Annotated in this window: 19 protein-coding genes; 18 read left to right on the top strand and 1 reads right to left on the bottom strand. The window is 26.7% G+C overall.

Annotation, left to right across the window (positions count from 1 at the left end):
- Nucleotides 1-221 precede the first annotated feature (221 nt).
- The 18 genes from Q0087_RS02205 to Q0087_RS02120 all read left to right on the top strand — a co-directional run bounded on the left by Q0087_RS02205 (nucleotide 222) and on the right by Q0087_RS02120 (nucleotide 17691).
- Nucleotides 222-1028, top strand: coding sequence for a citryl-CoA lyase (locus Q0087_RS02205; RefSeq protein WP_297898017.1), 807 nt, complete (start codon nucleotides 222-224; stop codon nucleotides 1026-1028).
- Between the two features lie 260 nt (nucleotides 1029-1288).
- Complete coding sequence (gene msrA, locus Q0087_RS02200) at nucleotides 1289-2443, top strand: peptide-methionine (S)-S-oxide reductase MsrA (RefSeq protein WP_333658291.1); 1155 nt, start codon at nucleotides 1289-1291, stop codon at nucleotides 2441-2443.
- Nucleotides 2444-2751: 308 nt separating this feature from the next.
- Nucleotides 2752-3828 (top strand): hypothetical protein, encoded by a 1077-nt coding sequence (locus Q0087_RS02195; protein ID WP_297898015.1) that lies wholly within the window; start codon nucleotides 2752-2754, stop codon nucleotides 3826-3828.
- Nucleotides 3829-4841: 1013 nt separating this feature from the next.
- Nucleotides 4842-5348, top strand: coding sequence for a nitroreductase family protein (locus tag Q0087_RS02190; protein WP_297898013.1), 507 nt, complete (start codon nucleotides 4842-4844; stop codon nucleotides 5346-5348).
- A 31-nt stretch (nucleotides 5349-5379) separates the two neighbouring features.
- Nucleotides 5380-5727, top strand: a complete 348-nt coding sequence (locus tag Q0087_RS02185; protein ID WP_297898011.1) for a hypothetical protein — start codon at nucleotides 5380-5382, stop codon at nucleotides 5725-5727.
- Between the two features lie 160 nt (nucleotides 5728-5887).
- A complete protein-coding gene (locus tag Q0087_RS02180) occupies nucleotides 5888-6253 on the top strand; it encodes a hypothetical protein (protein ID WP_297898009.1) in 366 nt (121 codons plus the stop codon).
- Between the two features lie 303 nt (nucleotides 6254-6556).
- Nucleotides 6557-7219, top strand: a complete 663-nt coding sequence (locus Q0087_RS02175; protein WP_297898007.1) for an SdpI family protein — start codon at nucleotides 6557-6559, stop codon at nucleotides 7217-7219.
- Nucleotides 7220-7816: 597 nt separating this feature from the next.
- Nucleotides 7817-8131: an ATP synthase archaeal subunit H gene (ahaH, locus tag Q0087_RS02170; protein ID WP_297898005.1), complete on the top strand. Its 315-nt coding sequence runs from the start codon at nucleotides 7817-7819 to the stop codon at nucleotides 8129-8131.
- 10 nt (nucleotides 8132-8141) lie between these two features.
- On the top strand, nucleotides 8142-10178 hold the full coding sequence (locus Q0087_RS02165; RefSeq protein WP_297898003.1) for a V-type ATP synthase subunit I: 2037 nt from the start codon (nucleotides 8142-8144) through the stop codon (nucleotides 10176-10178).
- Nucleotides 10179-10437: 259 nt separating this feature from the next.
- Nucleotides 10438-10926 carry a V-type ATP synthase subunit K gene (locus Q0087_RS02160; protein WP_297898001.1) on the top strand — a complete coding sequence of 163 codons (489 nt, stop codon included), beginning with the start codon at nucleotides 10438-10440 and terminating at the stop codon, nucleotides 10924-10926.
- A 15-nt stretch (nucleotides 10927-10941) separates the two neighbouring features.
- Nucleotides 10942-11562, top strand: a complete 621-nt coding sequence (locus Q0087_RS02155; RefSeq protein WP_297897999.1) for a V-type proton ATPase subunit E — start codon at nucleotides 10942-10944, stop codon at nucleotides 11560-11562.
- Nucleotides 11563-11573: 11 nt separating this feature from the next.
- Nucleotides 11574-12728: a V-type ATP synthase subunit C gene (locus Q0087_RS02150; protein WP_297897998.1), complete on the top strand. Its 1155-nt coding sequence runs from the start codon at nucleotides 11574-11576 to the stop codon at nucleotides 12726-12728.
- Nucleotides 12725-13045 (top strand): V-type ATP synthase subunit F, encoded by a 321-nt coding sequence (locus tag Q0087_RS02145; RefSeq protein ID WP_297897996.1) that lies wholly within the window; start codon nucleotides 12725-12727, stop codon nucleotides 13043-13045. The genes Q0087_RS02150 and Q0087_RS02145 overlap by 4 nt, the downstream gene beginning before the upstream one ends.
- The gene (locus Q0087_RS02140) at nucleotides 13042-14796 is read left to right on the top strand and encodes an ATP synthase subunit A (protein WP_297897994.1); all 1755 of its coding nucleotides are present in this window, start codon (nucleotides 13042-13044) and stop codon (nucleotides 14794-14796) included. The genes Q0087_RS02145 and Q0087_RS02140 overlap by 4 nt, the downstream gene beginning before the upstream one ends.
- A 2-nt stretch (nucleotides 14797-14798) precedes the next feature.
- On the top strand, nucleotides 14799-16187 hold the full coding sequence (locus Q0087_RS02135) for an ATP synthase subunit B (protein WP_297897992.1): 1389 nt from the start codon (nucleotides 14799-14801) through the stop codon (nucleotides 16185-16187).
- Between the two features lie 91 nt (nucleotides 16188-16278).
- On the top strand, nucleotides 16279-16923 hold the full coding sequence (locus Q0087_RS02130) for a V-type ATP synthase subunit D (protein ID WP_297897991.1): 645 nt from the start codon (nucleotides 16279-16281) through the stop codon (nucleotides 16921-16923).
- Between the two features lie 17 nt (nucleotides 16924-16940).
- Nucleotides 16941-17336, top strand: coding sequence for a DUF22 domain-containing protein (locus Q0087_RS02125; RefSeq protein WP_297897989.1), 396 nt, complete (start codon nucleotides 16941-16943; stop codon nucleotides 17334-17336).
- 205 nt (nucleotides 17337-17541) lie between these two features.
- Nucleotides 17542-17691, top strand: a complete 150-nt coding sequence (locus Q0087_RS02120) for a hypothetical protein (RefSeq protein ID WP_297897987.1) — start codon at nucleotides 17542-17544, stop codon at nucleotides 17689-17691.
- 175 nt (nucleotides 17692-17866) lie between these two features.
- Here the strand turns inward: Q0087_RS02120 and Q0087_RS02115 are convergent, their stop codons facing one another.
- Entirely contained in the window at nucleotides 17867-19186 is a 1320-nt protein-coding gene (locus Q0087_RS02115) for an ATP-grasp domain-containing protein (RefSeq protein ID WP_297897985.1), read from the bottom strand.
- Nucleotides 19187-19313: the final 127 nt, after the last annotated feature.

Below are 19313 nucleotides of genomic sequence, written 5' to 3'. Positions count from 1 at the left end.
ATATTATAGTATTATTGTAGTTATATTATAGTATTATTGTAGTTATATTATAGTATTATTGTAGTTATATTATAGTAATTATTGTCTATGATGAGTAATTTTTTTAATAGAACTAATTTTTCTATTAATTTTATTTTTAAAATAATTTAATTATTTAATTCATTTTTTAATAATATAAAGATTGAAAGTTATAAATTCATAATTTTATAGGGGGTATTAAAATGAAAATTGATGAAAAACTATTGAAAAGCAGTGAGAATAATCACAGAATAAGAACTTCAATTACTAAAATCCAACAAAATAAAATTATCACGAGGGGTTACTCTCAAGAAGATTTAATAAATAATATTAGCTTTTCTGAAATGGTTTATCTTCTATTAAAAGGGGAAATTCCTTCTCATAAGGAATCTAAAATGCTTAATCATATTTTAATATCCTTTTGTGATCACGGTGTGACTCCACCAAGTACTCAAAGTTCAAGGTTGATTGCTTCTTCAGGATCTCCATTAAATGTATCTTTAGCTGGGGGGTTACTTTCTTTTGGAAAAAATCATGCTGGAGCTATTGAGGATTCTATGGACTTATTTCAAAAATTAATTGAATTGAATCCTAATGAAACTTCTGAAAATATTGCAAAAAATCTTTTAGATACATATAAAATAAAAAATAAAAAGATCCCTGGTTTTGGTCATAGGTATCATAGTAAAGACCCACGTGGAGCAAAGTTAATGAGTCTTGCTAAAGATGAAAATTTCATGGGTCCTCATACCAAACTTGCTTTAGCTATTGAAGAATTACTTTTTAAAGAAAAAAAGATTTGTATTAATGTTGATGGAGCTAATGCAGCTTTACTCTCAGATATGGGATTTTCAAGTGCTGATGGTTTTGGGGTATTTATGATTGGTAGAATACCTGGAATCATTGCTCATGTAAAAGAAGAAACTAATGATGAAGAGGAATTTAGAAAGTTTTGTGATATTAGTGATATTTCTTATTGTGGAGATTTAAATAAATCGTTAGATGATTAATTTTTTTATTATTAAATTAATCTAATTAAAATATCTCTTTTTAATATATTATTTTTTTATCTATTTCTTATTTGTATCATTATATCATTTTATTCTTATTTTGATACTAGGATTATTACATTATATTATTTGTATCATTATCTTTTTCATAATTATTTTTATTATTTTTATTTTTCTTTTTATTAATTTTATTTTTATTATTATTTTTATTATTTTTTAATATTAAATATAAATGAAAAATATTATTTATTTCTTAATATATAAATAATAACAAGTTTGAAATTTTTAAAAACTTTCAAAATTTTTTTGGAGGAGATATTATTTTCAAAAATGAAGAACAAAAAAATAACAAAAATTCTGACAAAAGCTTAGATTTTAATAATAATGACCTTAAAACAATCTATTTTGCAGGAGGATGTTTTTGGGGAATTGAAGCTTATTTTTCAAAGTTAAAGGGAGTCATTGATACGAAAGTAGGTTATGCAAATGGGTTCATACCTAATCCTAGCTATGAGGAAGTTTGCAGCATAGATACTGGTCATGCTGAAACTGTTAAGATAGTATATAATAAAAATATTATCTCTCTTAAAAGATTGCTTGAAGAATTCTTTAAAATAATCGACCCAACAACTTTGAACCAACAAGGGGCAGATATTGGTAAACAGTATCGTACTGGGATTTATTATGTATCAGATGGTTCTAGAGATGCTTCAAAAGATTTATCTATTATAAATAAAGTTTTTTCTGAAGAAAAGAATAAATATGGTGAAAAAAATAAATCAGTTGTCACTGAAATAAAACCACTCAGGACTTTTTATGAAGCTGAAGATTATCATCAAAAATATTTAGATAAAAATCCTAGTGGTTATTGTCATATTGATTTAGATCTAATTCCTAAAGATATATTGGAAATTGAAAGTGTTAGCTCTGAACTTATTGATGATTATGAATTTGATGAGTGTAATTATAAATATTTCACTCCTGAAGAGAAAGAAGAAAAGCTAAAAAGATTATCTGAAATTGAATTTAATGTTACACAAAATAGTGCTACAGAAGCACCATTTACTGGTAAGTATGATAAATTTAATGAAGAGGGAATTTTTGTTGATATTGTTAGTGGAGAACCTCTTTTCACATCTTTAGATAAGTTTGATTCTAATTGTGGTTGGCCTTCATTTACTAAAACTATTGATCATGACACTGTTGAGGAAAATCAAGATAATTCTCATGGAATGGTTAGAACTGAAGTCAAAAGTAAAATAGGCAAATCTCATTTAGGACATTTATTTGATGATGGGCCTATAGAAAGGGGAGGTAAAAGATATTGTATAAATTCAGCATCTTTAAGATTCATACCTGTCAAAGATCTTAAAAAAGAAGGTTATGGTGAATATTATGAGTTATTTAAAAAATAAATGATCTATATTAAATTTAAGAGGTTTATTTTTACTATTTATTAATTTTAAGGTTTTAAAATCTTTTAAAAATTATTTTATTTTACAATATTGCTCATATAACATTATATTGATTTATATTTCGTGGATATTTGAAATATATTTTTGGATTATACTGGAAATAAATAAAAAAATTAATATAATAAACATATATAATATAAATTTATAAGTAAAATTTTTTTAAGTATTATATTGAATTATCTGGGGTTAAATTAATAATAAGCGATTTATTAAGTATAAATAATTTTATAGGATATGGGGATGTTTTTTTGTATAAAAAATTTTTTTTAGTTTTAACTCTATTAATTTCTCTCTTGATCACTCTAAGTGTTGTTTCTGCTACAGATATTAATGAACATACAAATCAAACTAACAATCAGACTAGAAACAATAATATTAATGATTATAACACTCAAAATTTGAGCTCCAATATCAGTTCAATGGACTCTAAATCTTTAAGTATGAATAGAAATAAAATTTTAGGGATTAAAAAATCTAAAGAGGTTGTCAAGTCAGGAGGTAAAATTAAAATAAGGATATATACATCTAATTCTATTAAAAAAGTTCATGGTTATATTTCTAATAAAAAAAGTTATAAATTTAAAAAAAGTAATTATGGGTATTGGTATTATTATTTAAATACAAAAAATTATAAATCGGGTAAATATAGGCTTATTGTAAAAGCTATAGATTCTAAAAATGTTATTTTTAAAGATTTGACTTATTTTAGAGTAGACAACATACCTCCAAAAGTAATTTCAGTAAAATCTAATGTTAAATCGATTATTGCGGGTAATACATTTTATATCAAAAACATTGCAGATAATACTTCTAAAAAAGTTTTTGCAAAGATAAGAGGGAGTAAATATTATTTTTGGCTTGATGATAGTTCCAATAAAAATACAAAATATAAAACATGGAATTTAAATGCAAAAATTAGTTATAAAGAGATTGGGACTTTAGAAATAGCTATCTATACTTATGATTCAGTAGGTAATTATGTAAAAAAAACTATATATGTCAAATCAGTTCCTTATTATGTAGAATGGAATAATACTGTTTTACTCAATAATCCTATTAAAGTCTATTACAATAATCCAAAAGATAATTATCAGAAAAGTATTAATGAGTTAAGTAAATATGTTTCAGTATTTGAAGGATATGCAGGGAATGATTACACTCTGGGAATTACATATAATAATGGGATCAAAGCTACTCGTGTTATTATTGCTTATATGGATCCTTTTGTTGTCTATCATGAAATGGGTCATGTTTTAAATTGGAAATGGACAGAATATCAGTGTGATTATTATGCTTACAAACGAACTGGCTATTGGATATTATGAAAAAGAATATTTATTTGATATGAATTTTTTAGATAAGAATCTTATTTCTATGGTAATATCATTTTAAATATTCTTTTTTTAAATTATTCTTTTATTTATCATTTTATTTTTCTGTTTCTCTGTCTAAACATCCTTTTATTTAGTATTCTTTCTATTTTGTATTTCATAAATTTAATAATCTATTTTTATAGTTTCTTGAATAAATTTTTTATTATTTATAAAAATTTTCTATTTTTATAGATTTAAAAATCTTTGATTTTTTATTATTTATAAAAAACTTGTTTTTTTATAGATTCAAAAATCTTTGATTTTTTATTATTTATAAAAGTTTTTTATTATTTATAAAATTATTTTAAAAATTTACCTAATATTTTCTTTAAAAATAGAAATGTTTAAATTAAATAGGAAATATAAAAATTATTGTTAAAAATTTAACTAAAATTTAATTAAAATCTGAATAAGATTTAATTAAGATTATACTTATAAAAATATTATAATCATGGAGGTGAAATAAAATGGCAAAAGTAAAAGGAACTAATAAAAGAACAAGGCCTAAATCTCACTATAGAAAGCCTGGAACTAAAAGAGGTAGAGGTATTAAAAAAATATAATTAATTTTATTATTATCTTATTATTAAAATTTTATAATTAATTTATTATTAAAATTTTATAATTAATATTATAATAAAACTATAATAAAATTATAATAAAATTCTATTTTAATTATTTGCATGTTAATTTTAATAATATTTTTAAATATTTTATTTTCAAATATTCTATTTCTAAATAGTATATTCTTAAATATTTTATCTTTAAATATTATGTTTTAGTATATTCTATTTCTAATTATTTTATTTTTTTTAAAGTAATATATGGATAAAGTAATAAATAATATATTTAAATATTATGACTAGTTAGAATTATTTTATAATATTTAAATATTTTATAATTATATTTTATAATTATCCTTAGAATATAAATCAAAGGTTATAATATAATTGAAGGGATTTTTCATGGAATTTTCAGAACTTATTGAAAAAAGGTATAGTGTAAGGGGATATAAAAAAGATCCTATTGAAAAACAAAAGCTTGATAAAATTCTTAATGCAGGAATTCTTGCGCCAACTGGAGTAAATGCTCAAGCATTTAAGATTTATGTCATTGATACTGAAAAAAATAAGGATGCATTGAAAAAAATTTACCCTCAGCCATGGTTTGTTGAAGCTCCCATAGTTTTATGTTTAGCAATGGCACCGGGTAAATCTTGGGTACGTCCATGGGATGGAAAAAATATTAGTGATATTGATGCAGGAATTGTAATGGATCATATAATTTTACAAGCAACTGATTTAGGAATTGGCACATGTTTCATAGGAGCTTTTAAAAAATATGCTGCTCAAGAACTTTTACAGCTTGATGAAGAATATGAACCTGTTTTATTTACTCCTTTAGGATACCCTAATGATCTTGGTAGAGATACTTCAAGAAAATCTTTAGATGATTTGGTTGTTAATATATAATATTTTGTTATTTTAAATAAATTGTGGGATAATGAGTGAACCAATAATATTAAAAGCAAAAAATTTCGATGATATGGAAGATATAGCCGAAAAATTTTTGGATAATCGTTATAAAATCATGTCATCAGATTCAAAACATGTAATACTCAAAAAAAGGAATTTTGGAACTATTTACATTCATATATTATTGCTATTTCTTATTTTATTTGTAGTTAGTTATAATTCATTAGTTTTATATATTCTTTGTATTGTTTATATTGGGTATTTTGTTTTCAATTTATTTAAAAACTCAAAAATAGTTTTAATCACAACAGAAAGTATTGATAAAGAAGGCAATCCTGTTGAATTTAATAATATTGATGATTTAGACTATTCTTAAATTATTTATATTTATTAAATTACATTTAAATGTAATATTTTATTTTTAATAATTATTTTTTAAAGATTTAATATTAAATATTTTAGAAAAGATTATTTATTATGACCGATTAATTAGTTTATTGTATATATTTTTATATTAATATTCATGGAGAAGATTTATGTCATATAGTAGAATTCAACAATTTTCAATAGTATTTGCATTTATTATGATTACTTGGGGTTTATTACCTTTTTTCAATCTTGGAGGAACAACTCTTAACAACAACACGATGGCTACAAGTACAATATTATTTTTGCTTGGTATTGCTTATCCACTAATTGTTTTTATACCTGAATGGAAAAAGGCTGTTTTACTAGTTGAAGGTATAATTTTTGCTTCTGTTGGACTTGCTTTTTTGGAACCTTTGTTCAATTTATATTTTTTGATAATTGGAATATTTTTCATAGTAATATCCGTTTTGGCTTATGCAAATAAGTTACCGAAATCAATATCAAGATTTTTTAATACAAAAAATAGATATTAGCATTACTCAGTAGTAATTACAAATGATATGCTATAAAAAATACCATTTAAAATTATATAATATCTAAATAGATTTATTTGACTAAAATTTATTAATTTATTTATAATTATTAAAATTAAATCAATAAATAATATTATGATTATTAATAATAATATAAATGTTAATAATATTATAAATTTATCATAAATTAGCTTATTATTTATTTTCAATAATATTATTTTATTTATTTTTAATTATTATGATTTTATTATAATCATTACAGATTATAGGTGCATTTTTATTTTTTAATAAAGGTTTGTTTTTATGAGAATTATCAAATTCATATTTCCTTTAACAATATTAAATTTAATAACATTGATATTAGTAACTTTTGGGCTTCCTAATATTTTTCCAATTTATAGTAATCTTTTCGAAAATATGAATTTTTTGGGATTTAGATGGTTTATTCCTTTTTTCGGTATTCTCCCAATTATTATTACTTCAATTTATATTTTTTATTCTTACTATAATGGGATTGATTTAGAAAAAAACAATATTAGAAATAATTTAGTTTCAGGGATAATTTTAATCTTGATTTTTTTAAGTTGGATTTTTGTTTTTCTAATGGGGTTTAATAATTTAAATGTTGATTTTTTTAGCAAATCTTCTATTGATTTATTTTTTTTAATTTCGATTTTATTGGCTGTTTTTTTTATTTTTTTAAGTTATTTCTTGGAAAATAGAAAATCTAATAATATTTTTGTCATTAAAAATCGCTGGACTCTAAAAAATGATCTAATTTGGAAAAAAACTCATAAATTAGCTTCTTACACATCAATGGTTGGTGGGTTTATATTAATTATATATTCATTAGCTACACTTCTTAGTAGTAATATTATATATATTATTGTTGGATTGTTAATATCTGTTTTTTTAGTAGTAATAGTTCCAATTTTATATTCTTATTATGAATTTACAAAAATATAGGTTGAATTTTATTAATTTACTAATTTATTAATTTACTAATTTATTATAATTAATTTACTAATTAAATTCTTAATTAACTTACTAATTAATTTACTAATTATATTAATAATATATATTATTAAATTTATCCGTTTATGATATAATTTGGATATTTGCTTTAAATTTTTTCTAAAATTTTTTAAAATATTTATACATTTATTTCAAATTTTATATGTCAATTTAGATACTAACTATCTCACTAATATTTTATATAAAAAATATATAATGTTATATTATTTTTATTATAAGTTTCACTTTTATTAATATTTTTTTATTTTTTCTAATCATTTTTGTTTCTTTTTTAACAATTTTATGGCCCATTATAGTATTGTCCTTAATTATATCATTTTTTTATCTGATTATATTTATTTGAAATCTTTTTATTTCTTATTCAAATTTTATTTTTAGCTTTTATTGAATTTTAAAGAGTTTAATAATTAAGTTAATACCTTTTACTTCTTAATTATTAAAAATTTCCTTTTGGTTTTCTATTAGGGGCAAGTAGAAAAAGATATATATAATGCATAATAAAACTTTCATTTACCATGGTGGTTAATTATGACAGCGATATCGGAAGCTATTACAAAGATTAAAAAAGCTGAAAACGATGCTGATCAATTAATTGAAGATTCTAAGGTTAAATCTGTTCAATTAATCGAAGATTCTAAAATTAAATCTGATGAGTCTATCCAGACAGCTAAGAACTCAGCTAATGAAGAAGCTAAAGATACTATTTTTAAAGCAGAAGAAAATGCAAGAAAAGAAGCTAATTCTATAACATCTAAAGCTAAAAATGATGTAATGTCTATTAAAGACAAGTCTATGGCTAATGTTGATGAAGCTGCTTCAATTATTGTTAAAAATATATTGTAGTGTGAGAGGAATGTTCCAAACAGAGAGAATGCGTAAACTTAAGATAATAACATTAGATCAATACTCTGAAAAGCTAGTTAGTGAATTGCATGAGAAGGGTATTGCTCAAATTGATGATATTTCTGAGCGTGTTCAACAGAATCCTGAATGGGCGCAACTTTTATCACCTTCAAAAGCAACTTCGCAAACTGGTAAGGTTTCTTCACTTCTTATGAAAACTACAGGACTTTCTGAAACTTTTGGTAATGTTTTGGAAGGTAAGGGAAGTATAAAAGATATGATAAAATCTTTTGTAAAACCTCCAATTCCTGAAAAGAGAGAAGTGGAAAAATTGGATACTGATGGATTAGTTAATAGGGCAGAATCCGTCTTAAATGAAGTAGAGTCGCAAACAGGTGTTATAGAAGATAAAATTTCAGCTCTCGATGGTGTAATGACTGAATTACAGTCAAATAAAGAGTTAGCTAATAAATTAAATAATTTTGATTTAGATTTGGCACTCTTAAGTGATACTAAGTACACAACAACACTTGTCGGAAGGATTAATGTTGAAAATGCTTTAAAATTTAAAGAAAAAGCAAATGCAGTAACTGACAATTTAGAGATATTACAAGGTCCTAATGTTGTTAGTGATGGCAAAAAAAATAAAGGTAATAAAAAAAATAATGATGAAATTCTTATTGTCATTACCTTGAATGAATATAAAGAAGATATATATTCTTTGCTTAGGAAATATGAGTTTGAAAAGTATGATGTTAGTGGTTTAGAAGGAAAGCCTTCTGAAATTATTAGCTATTCAGAATCAAAAATTTCAGAAGCAGAAAAAGATAAAGAAATACTTTTATCAGAACTTAAAGAAGTTGCTGAGAAGTATGATCAAGATATTTTAGTTTTAAAAGAACAGTTAGAAATTGAAAAAGAGAGAAATGAAATTTTCGCTACTTTTGGTCAAACTGATAAAACAACCATGCTAGAAGCATGGGTTCCTTTAAAGAAAGTAGTTGAGACTACTGAAGTAATAACTACATCTAGTGAAGGACATGCAATTGTTGAAGTTGAAGACATTGGTGATAATGACGAAGATGTTCCTGTTCTTCATAATAATAATTGGTATGCAAAACCATATGAAGTAATTGTAGATATGTATTCTCCCTTAAAATATAAGGAAATTGATCCTACAATATTGGTTGCAATCACATTACCATTTTTCTTTGGTTTTAATTTAACCGATGCATTTTATGGTATTTTTGTTTCAATAATCGGTATTCTTTTATACACTGGTATGGGCAAAGTTAATAATACTATGAAAAGTTTTGGTGCAATATTTATAATGTGTGGAATATGGGCAATAATAATGGGGCTTCTTACTGGGGGTTTCATTGGAGATTTTGTTCCAAGATTCTTAGGTGTACCTCTTCCAACAGTTATACCTGCAATAGATGCATTTAAACAACCTCAAAATATTCTTATTTTAGCTATAATTATAGGGGTAATTTATACAAATATTGGTTTTATTTTAGGGATGATCAACAATTGGAGATATGGAAATAAGAAAGAAGCTATTAGTTCTCAAATTGTTTGGTTTTTCTTAGAAGCAGGTATCGTATTTTTAGCAATTGGTTTCATGATGCCATCTATTGGTATTATTGGAATGGGTATTGGTATAGCACTTCTTATACTTAGTTTAATATTACTTGTATGGGGTGGAGGTTTATACGCATTAATGGATATTTTTTCATTCATGGGCGATATTTTGTCTTATGCTCGTCTTTTAGCTCTTTGTTTAGCTACTGGAGGAATTGCAATGACTGTTAATATCTTAGCTGATATGGTAAATGGAATGGTTCCAGGAATTGGAATTATACTTGCAATAATAATATTCTTATTTGGCCATATGGTAAACTTTATGTTCCAAGTATTGGGTGGATTTATCAATGCACTTCGTTTGAATTACGTTGAATTTTTTGCTCAGTTCTTTATGGGAGGTAAAAATAATTTCGACCCATTTAGTGCAAAAAGAACTTTTACTAAATTAAAAGAAGAATAATGTGTATGTTTATTAATTTATAAAAATCATTTATTAAATATCATTTATTAAATATCATTTATTATGGAGTATCAATAGTTAATTTTGGTATAATAAATAATAAAGATATTTAATTTTAAAATAACAAATTTAATTGAATATTAATTTGATTTTGATTGTTATTTGATTTTAAATTGTTAAATTACAACTTTAAAAAATTTTAAAATGTTAATATATTAAATCGTAAGATTATAATTAAATAATTAAGGAGATAAAAATTATGGCAGTAGAAATTGCATTAGGTACTGCTCTTGCAGCGATTGGTGCTGGGGTAGCTATTGGATTTGCAGGTTTAGGATCAGGTTTAGGTCAAGGAATGGCAGCAGCAGGGAGTGTAGGTGCTGTAGCAGAAGATAAAGGTATGTTTGCTCAAGGTATTATTTTCTCTGCATTACCAGAAACTCAGGCTATTTATGGTTTCTTGATTGCTATATTATTACTTGTATTTTCTGGATTACTTGGTGGAGGAGAAGGTCTTTCAACTACAGCAGGTCTTGTTGCTATTGGTGTAGGTGCATCTATTGGATTTGCAGGTCTTGGTTCTGGTATGGGTCAAGGTATAGCTGCAGCTTCCTCTGTTGGAGCAATTGTTGAAGAAAAAAGTATGTTTGCTCAAGGTATTATTTTCTCTGCATTACCAGAAACTCAGGCTATTTATGGTTTCTTAATAGCTATATTACTCATGGTATTCGGCGGAATTTTAGGTTAAATGGAGGTCAATTAAATGAGCTCTGGGACAGAAAAAATTGTCTCTAATATAATGTCTGAAGCTCAGACTAATGCTGATAAAATCCTCCAAGAAGCTGAAGTTGAAGTTAATTCCATTATTGATAATGGAAATAAACAAGCGGAACTTGAAAAGAGTAAAATATTGGATGATGCGAAAAAACAATCTGACATGAGATATCAGCAAATAATATCTGAAGCTAAGATGAATTCCAGAAGAATGGGATTAGAGGCAAGAGAAGAAGTAATAGAATCAGCTTTCGAAAAAGCTAATGCAGAATTAAAAGATATATCCTCTTCCAACACTGATGAATATGTTGATGCTTTAATCAAAATGATTAAAGAAGCAGCAATTGAAATTGGTGGTGGAGATTTAACTGTTCATGTTAAAGAAGAAGATAAGTCTAAAATTACTGATATTAATGCAATAGCTAATGATATTAAATCTAAAACAGATAAAGATACTTCATTAGAGTTTGGTGAATCTATTGATGCCATTGGTGGTGCTGTAATAAAAACTAAAAATGGTGAAATAGAAGTTAACAATACTATAGAAGCAAGAATGTTAAGATATAAGAAGGCACTAAGATCTGAAGTTGCTAAAATTTTATTTAGTTAGGAGAGAGAATTATGGCTGATGAAATTACTGCATTGTTAAGTCAATTTGGAATATCTCCAGAAGCATTTATTGCATTGGCTGTTATTGCAGTTGTTGTGGTAGGCGCAATTATTGTTATTATTACAAGCAGACCCGTATTGGATATTTATCCTTATCTCCATCCTATTGCAAGAGTAAGAGCTAGAAAAGGAAGACTATTTGATGAAAAACAAATTTCTGAAATTGTTGAATCTAATACTCTTGATGAAGTTAAAAATTATCTTAGAGGATTTCCTGACTATGCAGAATATGTTGATAATTTTGAACTTGAAAAAGCATTTGATATTCAACTTGCAGAAACTTATGATTTACTCTCAAGAATAGCTCCTAAAAAAGTTCAAAAGTCATTTTATGCTTTAGCTAAAAAGTCAGATATAACTAATATAAAAAGTTTACTTGCAGCTAAACAAATGGGTATGGATAAAAAAGCGACTTTGAACCTTTTAATTCCCACTGGAAAATTATATGGGGAAATTGAACAATTAGCTGATGCAAATAATATAAATGAGGTTATAACAGGTTTAGATGGTACTGAATATTCTGCTATTCTTGAAGATGCAATTCCTGAATATGAAGAATTAGGCATGATATTGCCGCTAGAATCTGCTTTAGATAAATATTATTTGCAAAACCTTTTAGAATCATCTGGAACACCTTCTGATGAGAATTCTCAGGTTTTATATTCTTATGTTGGTGATCAAGTAGATGTTTCTAATCTTAAATTAATTATTAGGGCAAAAGCAGATGGGTTATCTTATGATAAGACTTCCCCATATATGATACAAAATGGATATAAATTGAGGGAATGGAAATTAAAAGACTTAATGGAATCTGAAGATGTAGCTGGTGTTATATCTAGTTTAGAAGGTACTGATTTTTCAAATATTCTTGCTGATGCTCTTTCTGAATATAATGAAACTGGTTCAGTTTCTATATTTGAAAAAACTTTAGACGAATATCTTATTAATAATGCTAAATCTCTATCTTTAAGAAAACCATTAGGTATTGGCCCAATTTTAGGATTTTTAAGTCAAAAAGAAAGAGAGATTAAAAATTTAAAAATTATTGTTCGTGCTAAAAGAGAAATTAACTTCCCAATATCTGAACTTAAGGAGATGTTAGTGTGAAATCCTCTGTAGCAGTAATTGGTGATATTGATACTGTCACTGGTTTTCAACTTGGTGGAGTAAAAGTAAGTAAAATTGTAGAAACAAATGAAGATGCGAAAAATGCATTAGATGAATTAATGAATAACGAAATTTCAATTATCATTATCACAGAAGTTATAGCTGATAATATTAGGGAATATATTGACAAAAAAATTGGTTCTGATGTATTACCAATGATTATTGAAATACCGGATAAATCTGGCCCATCTAATAGGGATAATGACCCTATGGGTGAACTTATTAAAAGAGTTATTGGGGTAGAGATGGTTAAATGATTACTGAAGGAAATATTATTAAAATTGCAGGTCCTGTTATCGTCGCTGATGGGATGAGAGGAACTCAAATGCATGAAATGGTTAAGGTTGGTAACGATAAGCTTATTGGTGAAATAATTGAGCTTGAAGGCGATACTGCAACCATTCAGGTTTATGAAGAAACAGCGGGTTTAAGGCCTGGTGAGAAGATAGAAAGTACTGGTGGACCATTATCTGTAGAACTTGGTCCCGGTATTATGGGTTCAATTTTTGATGGAATTCAAAGACCTCTTGAAGTTATTAAATCTAAAACTGGTGACTTTATTGAAAGAGGTGTAGATGTACCATCTATTGATAAAGAGAAAAAATGGACTTTTAAACCAGTAGCTAAAGTAGGAGATCAAGTAAAAGGTGGAGACATTCTTGGTGAAGTTCAAGAAACTTCTGCAGTTCTTCAAAAAATTTTACTTCCTCCAACTATTGAAGGTACAGTAAAAAGTATTGTTTCAAGTGGAGAATTTACAGTAATAGAAGATATTGCTGAGATTGAAACTAAAGATGGAATTAAAAAAGTTCAAATGCTTCAAAAATGGCCAGTTAGAAAAGGTAGACCTTATAAAGAAAAACTTGATCCAGATGTACCTCTTGTTACAGGTCAAAGAGTATTGGATACTTTCTTCCCTGTAGCTAAAGGTGGTACAGCAGCTATTCCTGGACCATTTGGTGCAGGTAAAACTGTTACTCAACAACAATTAGCTAAATGGGCAGATGCAGACATTGTTGTATATGTTGGTTGTGGAGAACGTGGAAACGAAATGACTGAAGTACTTTTAGAGTTTCCTGAGCTTGAAGATCCAAAGACTGGGAATCCTTTAATGGATAGAACAGTTCTTATAGCTAATACTTCTAACATGCCTGTTGCAGCTCGTGAAGCTTGTGTATATACTGGAATTACTATTGCAGAATACTTCCGTGATCAAGGTTATGATGTAGCTCTTATGGCAGATTCAACATCTCGTTGGGCAGAAGCTATGAGGGAAATTTCAGGAAGACTTGAAGAAATGCCTGGTGAAGAAGGATATCCTGCATATCTTGCTTCAAGACTTGCTCAGTTCTATGAAAGAGCTGGAAGAGTCAATACAATTGGAAGTGAAAGTAAAGTTTCATCTGTCTCTGTTGTTGGAGCAGTTTCACCTCCTGGTGGAGATTTATCTGAACCTGTTACACAAAATACATTACGTATTTGTAAAGTATTTTGGGCATTAGATGCATCACTTGCAGATAAACGTCACTTCCCTTCAATTGATTGGTTACAAAGTTATTCCTTGTATGTAGATAGTGTACAAGAATGGTGGAAAGGAAGTGTTGGTGGAGATTGGAGATCTCTTCGTGATGAAGCTATGGTTTTATTACAAAAAGAATCTGAACTTCAGGAAATTGTACAACTCGTTGGTCCTGATGCACTTCCAGATAGTGAACAAGTTACATTAGAAACTACTCGTATGTTAAGAGAAGATTTCTTACAACAAAATGCATATCATGAAGTTGATACTTATTGTTCTCCTTTAAAACAATTTGAACTTTTAAGAACTATTGTTTCCTTCCAAAGAGAAGCTAATAAAGCTTTAGAAAGAGGAGCATCATCAAAAGATCTTATTGGACTCAATGTTAAAGAGGAAATTGGTAGATTGAAATTTGTTTCTGAAGAAGAATTCCCTGCAAAGGTGAAATCTGTTCAAGAGGAAATTGTTAAACAATGTGGTGAGGTGTAAAAATGAATACTGATATTAAAACAAGAGAATACACCACAGTTACTGAGGTTGCTGGTCCTTTAATGATTGTTGAAGGAGTAGATGGTGTTGCTTATAACGAAATAGTAGAAATTGAGACACCTGATGGCGAAAACAGAAGAGGTCAAGTTCTTGAAGTCAAAAAAGATGTTGCAGTTATACAAGTTTTTGAAGGAACTAGTGATTTAAATACCAAAAACACAAAAACTCGTTTTACAGGTCAAACTGCAAAAATTGGTGTTTCATTAGATATGATGGGTCGTATTTTTGATGGTACTGGTAAACCTATCGACGGTGGTCCAGAAATTATACCTGAAAAAGAATTGGATATTAATGGTAATCCAATGAACCCTTCTGCTCGTGAATTCCCTGCAGAATTCATTCAAACTGGTATTTCTACTATTGATGGAATGAATACTTTGGTTAGAGGTCAAAAATTACCTATTTTCTCAGGTTCTGGTTTACCTCACAATGACTTAGCTGCACAGATTGCAAGACAAGCTAAGGTAGTAGGAGAAGAAACTGAATTTGCAGTTATATTCGCTGCTATGGGTATTACTCACGAAGAAGCTAACTTCTTTATGAAAGATTTCGAGAGAACTGGAGCTTTAGAACGTGTTACAGTATTCATGAACTTAGCAGACGATCCTGCTATTGAAAGAATTCTTACTCCTAAGATGGCTCTTACTACTGCAGAATACTTAGCATTTGAACATAATATGCACGTATTAGTTATTTTAACTGATTTAACTAATTATTGTGAAGCTTTAAGAGAAATTTCTGCTGCTCGTGATGAAGTACCTGGAAGAAGAGGTTATCCTGGTTACATGTATACTGATTTAGCTGGTTTATACGAACGTGCTGGTCGTATTGCAGGTAAAGAAGGTTCTATTACTCAAATGCCTATTTTGGTAATGCCTCAAGATGATATCACTCATCCAATTCCTGATTTAACTGGTTATATTACTGAAGGTCAAATTGTACTTAGTCGTGACCTTCATAGAAAAGGTATATATCCTCCAGTAGATGTACTTCCTTCTTTGTCTCGTTTGATGAGTGGAGGTATTGGTGAGGATAGAACTCGTGAAGATCATAGTGGAGTTTCTGATCAACTTTATTCTGCTTATGCAGAAGGTCGTGATTTAAGAGATTTAGTAGCTGTTGTCGGTGAAGAAGCTCTTACAGAAAGAGATCAAAAGTTCTTGAAATTTGCTGATGCTTTTGAAGAAGAATTTATTACTCAAGCTAAAGATGAAGATAGGACTATTGAAGAAACTTTAGACCTTGGTTGGAAATTATTAAGTTTATTACCTAAGTCTGAACTTAAAAGGGTTAAGGAAGAACATATTCCTATATATCTTCCAGAAGTATAATATTAGATTTATTAAACAATTATTTGTTTAATTTTTTAATATTATTTTTTATTATCATTTGTATTTATAATCCTTGATTTAGGAGGATAAAATGGCACAAGAAACAATGGAAGGGATTAATCCTACTCGAATGGAGCTTTTAAAGCTTAAAGATAGGGAAAAACTTGCTGTTAAAGGTCATAGCTTACTTAAAGAAAAGCGTGATGCATTAATTAAAGAGTTTTTTGATATTTTGGATAGAGTTAAGGGGTCCCGTGGAAAAGTTGAAGATACTCTTAAAAGTGCTTTCGAAGATTTAACTGCCGCTCAAGTTGTTATGGGTGATTTAGCAGTCCAAAAATCTGCTTTATCTGTAAAAGAATCTATCGATGTTGACATTGATTCTAGAAGTATTATGGGAGTTGTTGTTCCTGTAATGGAATCTAAAATGGAAGAAAGAACATTGGTTGATAGGGGTTACAGTTTTGCAGATACTTCTGTTAGATTGGATGAAGCAGCTAAAAAATTTGAGGAATCTCTTTCTTTAATTATAGAACTTGGTGAGATTGAAAAGACAATATATTTATTGGCTGCTGAGATTGAGTCAACAAAACGTCGTGTAAATGCTTTAGAACATATCATGATTCCAAAATTAAAGAACACAGTTAAATCTATTGAAATGAGACTTCAAGAGATGGAAAGAGAAAATTTTGTTCGATTGAAGATGATTAAATCTACAATTGAAGCGGATCAATAAGAAGTAGGGGATTTTTAATGGTTAGAATCTTAAACCCAGTTGGAGAATTCAAGAGAGAAACTGAACATTCAAAAGCTGGAAAGATGGATCTTGAAATGGGAGATATTCCTGTTTTATCAAGAGTTATAGTAGCTGATGAAGATGTTGATTTAGAAGAAGGCAAATCTGTTTCAATAAAAATTAAAGAAATTGATATTCCTGCTAAATATGTCGTGGTTATTGGTGGATATGCGGCTAATAGGTATGGCCACCCAATAGCTGTTGGTTCAGATGCACATATTCCATTATCTATGGATAAAACAGTTAATCGTGCAGCTTTTGTGGTTGTAGATAATGGTAAAATCGAAAAAGGAGATCTTTTAGGGTTTTTATCCTTGCTTCCTGTAAAGATAATCAATACTTTATTAGGATAAGTAAATTAATTATTTAGATAATACTTATCTTTTGAATATTTTTTATCTTATTTTATTATTTTTTTTAAGTTTAAAATTAATATTATGTTTATTAAAACCAAATTTTTTTTATTAATGTATAATTTAATATAATTTTTTTAAGTTCTTGTTATTTTAATTATTTATTTAATCTAATTTATTTATTATTAATGTATTAAGTGTAAATATGAGAAGAGACCCTTTTGATCAATATTTTAAAGATCCTGATAGAAAAGCAAAATTGTACTTATTAGCAACTGGTGCTATGATACTTACAACAATATTATTAACAATTGGTACAATATTATTTATATTAATCCTTGTTGGGGTAATTTAATTAAAAAATATTTTTTTCTTATTTCGTTTTTAGTTTTATCATTTTCAGGATTTTTAATATAATTATTTATTTTTAGTATTATTTTTATTTATTTTTATATTTTTAATTATTATTATTATTTTACATTTTTTAATTTCTGTTATATTTTTATTTATACTATTTTTTATCTATTTTTTTATATTTTGTCATCTTTTATGGGATATAATTCTTTTCTAACTTTTTCAATTGTATTTTCAATAATTTTTTCACAATTTGCTACTTTATTGCTAGGAGTTTTTATTGTTATTAGTGGTTCATCTTTTTCTATAATGACTCCTTTATAGGGTATATCATAAACATAATTTATATTACTAATATCTCCAACAACAATCCTATCTTTTGAATAAAGAACTCTCTTAATTGAATAATAATTTTCAGGTACTTTTGGGATTTTTATTAATTCTCCCTCACAAGCTTTTAAATGACCTTCTAAAAGATTTATATTTAATAATTCTTCTACACATTCATAAGTACCTTGTAACCGTGGGTTAATTTCAATTATCCATGGTTCACTATCTAATTTTTTATTTAGAATCATATCTATTCCATTGGAACCAATTAAGTTAAATTTTGCGATTAAATTCTCAGATATATTGTTAATAGTATTCTCACTAATATTATAATCGTTTTGCTTTAGTAGTAAATTATTATCAAAAGATATGCTATTAAATGGAACTATGTTTCCACAATATTTAAACTTTTTTTCAAGACCAAAATCAGTTTCTGTAAGCATTCTACTAATTATGATACTTTTAACTTCATTTTTTGTAGATAAAAGTGATGAACTAATACTAATTCCTTCTATGTATTCTTGAAGTATTAAATCACACTTTTTGCAATTTTTATAATTATTCAATTCATATTCATTATCTAAAATATTGTCTTTCTTTTTAGTAGTTTCGTTTATTTTATCTTTAGTTTCTACATTATATTTTATATAATTAATTCCATACCCTCCAGATCCTTGAAGGGGTTTCATAATAAATTTTAAATCTTCATGTTGTTTAATTATTTCAATTATTTCTCCATATAATTCTTCTTCATCATTATTGTTTTTTATCTTAAAAGTTTTTGGAGTATTATATTCATTTTTTATTTTTTTATAAAATTTGTATTTATCTTCAATATTATTAACTTCATGATTACCTATTATTTTTTTTTTATATCTTTTAAAGGGTCCTGTGAAATCATCGATAGAAATACCGGATGATAAGATTATATTATCCACTTCTTCTAGAAAATCTTCAGATAATTCTAATAATTTATTAGGATCATATTTTTCTTCAAAAATTCCACAAGAAATCCCTTTGCCTTGTTTTAAAATGTGTTTCTCTTTATGTGGAGGTTTAAAATCAAAAGTAGAATAATAACTCACTGAATAAGTTTCATGAGGTAATCTTAAACTAGATTTTACTAATTCTCGAGTATTAACTCCCATTATCAGCAATTTTTTCATTATTGCACCATTCTTTCATGTTAGTTTTTTTTTTAATTTACTTTAATTATTAATTTAATATTTAATCTAAGTTAATAATTATTTGTTTTAATATTTAACAATAAATAAATAATCATGAAATTAATAA

It is taken from the genome of uncultured Methanobrevibacter sp. (assembly GCF_937881195.1).
GTDB lineage: Archaea > Methanobacteriota > Methanobacteria > Methanobacteriales > Methanobacteriaceae > Methanobinarius.
Note: the sequence above shows the minus strand (reverse complement) of the source record. Positions and strands in the feature narration are given on the sequence as shown.

Excerpts from the sequence above, each read along its gene's own strand:
- Q0087_RS02205 (WP_297898017.1), top strand. The coding sequence starts at position 222 with ATGAAAATTGATGAAAAACTATTGAAAAGCAGTGAGAATAATCACAGA.
- Q0087_RS02190 (WP_297898013.1), top strand. The coding sequence starts at position 4,842 with ATGGAATTTTCAGAACTTATTGAAAAAAGGTATAGTGTAAGGGGATAT.
- Q0087_RS02185 (WP_297898011.1), top strand. The coding sequence starts at position 5,380 with ATGAGTGAACCAATAATATTAAAAGCAAAAAATTTCGATGATATGGAA.
- Q0087_RS02180 (WP_297898009.1), top strand. The coding sequence starts at position 5,888 with ATGTCATATAGTAGAATTCAACAATTTTCAATAGTATTTGCATTTATT.
- Q0087_RS02175 (WP_297898007.1), top strand. The coding sequence starts at position 6,557 with ATGAGAATTATCAAATTCATATTTCCTTTAACAATATTAAATTTAATA.
- ahaH (WP_297898005.1), top strand. The coding sequence starts at position 7,817 with ATGACAGCGATATCGGAAGCTATTACAAAGATTAAAAAAGCTGAAAAC.
- Q0087_RS02165 (WP_297898003.1), top strand. The coding sequence starts at position 8,142 with ATGTTCCAAACAGAGAGAATGCGTAAACTTAAGATAATAACATTAGAT.
- Q0087_RS02160 (WP_297898001.1), top strand. The coding sequence starts at position 10,438 with ATGGCAGTAGAAATTGCATTAGGTACTGCTCTTGCAGCGATTGGTGCT.
- Q0087_RS02155 (WP_297897999.1), top strand. The coding sequence starts at position 10,942 with ATGAGCTCTGGGACAGAAAAAATTGTCTCTAATATAATGTCTGAAGCT.
- Q0087_RS02150 (WP_297897998.1), top strand. The coding sequence starts at position 11,574 with ATGGCTGATGAAATTACTGCATTGTTAAGTCAATTTGGAATATCTCCA.
- Q0087_RS02140 (WP_297897994.1), top strand. The coding sequence starts at position 13,042 with ATGATTACTGAAGGAAATATTATTAAAATTGCAGGTCCTGTTATCGTC.
- Q0087_RS02135 (WP_297897992.1), top strand. The coding sequence starts at position 14,799 with ATGAATACTGATATTAAAACAAGAGAATACACCACAGTTACTGAGGTT.
- Q0087_RS02130 (WP_297897991.1), top strand. The coding sequence starts at position 16,279 with ATGGCACAAGAAACAATGGAAGGGATTAATCCTACTCGAATGGAGCTT.
- Q0087_RS02125 (WP_297897989.1), top strand. The coding sequence starts at position 16,941 with ATGGTTAGAATCTTAAACCCAGTTGGAGAATTCAAGAGAGAAACTGAA.
- Q0087_RS02120 (WP_297897987.1), top strand. The coding sequence starts at position 17,542 with ATGAGAAGAGACCCTTTTGATCAATATTTTAAAGATCCTGATAGAAAA.
- Q0087_RS02115 (WP_297897985.1), bottom strand. The coding sequence starts at position 19,186 with ATGAAAAAATTGCTGATAATGGGAGTTAATACTCGAGAATTAGTAAAA.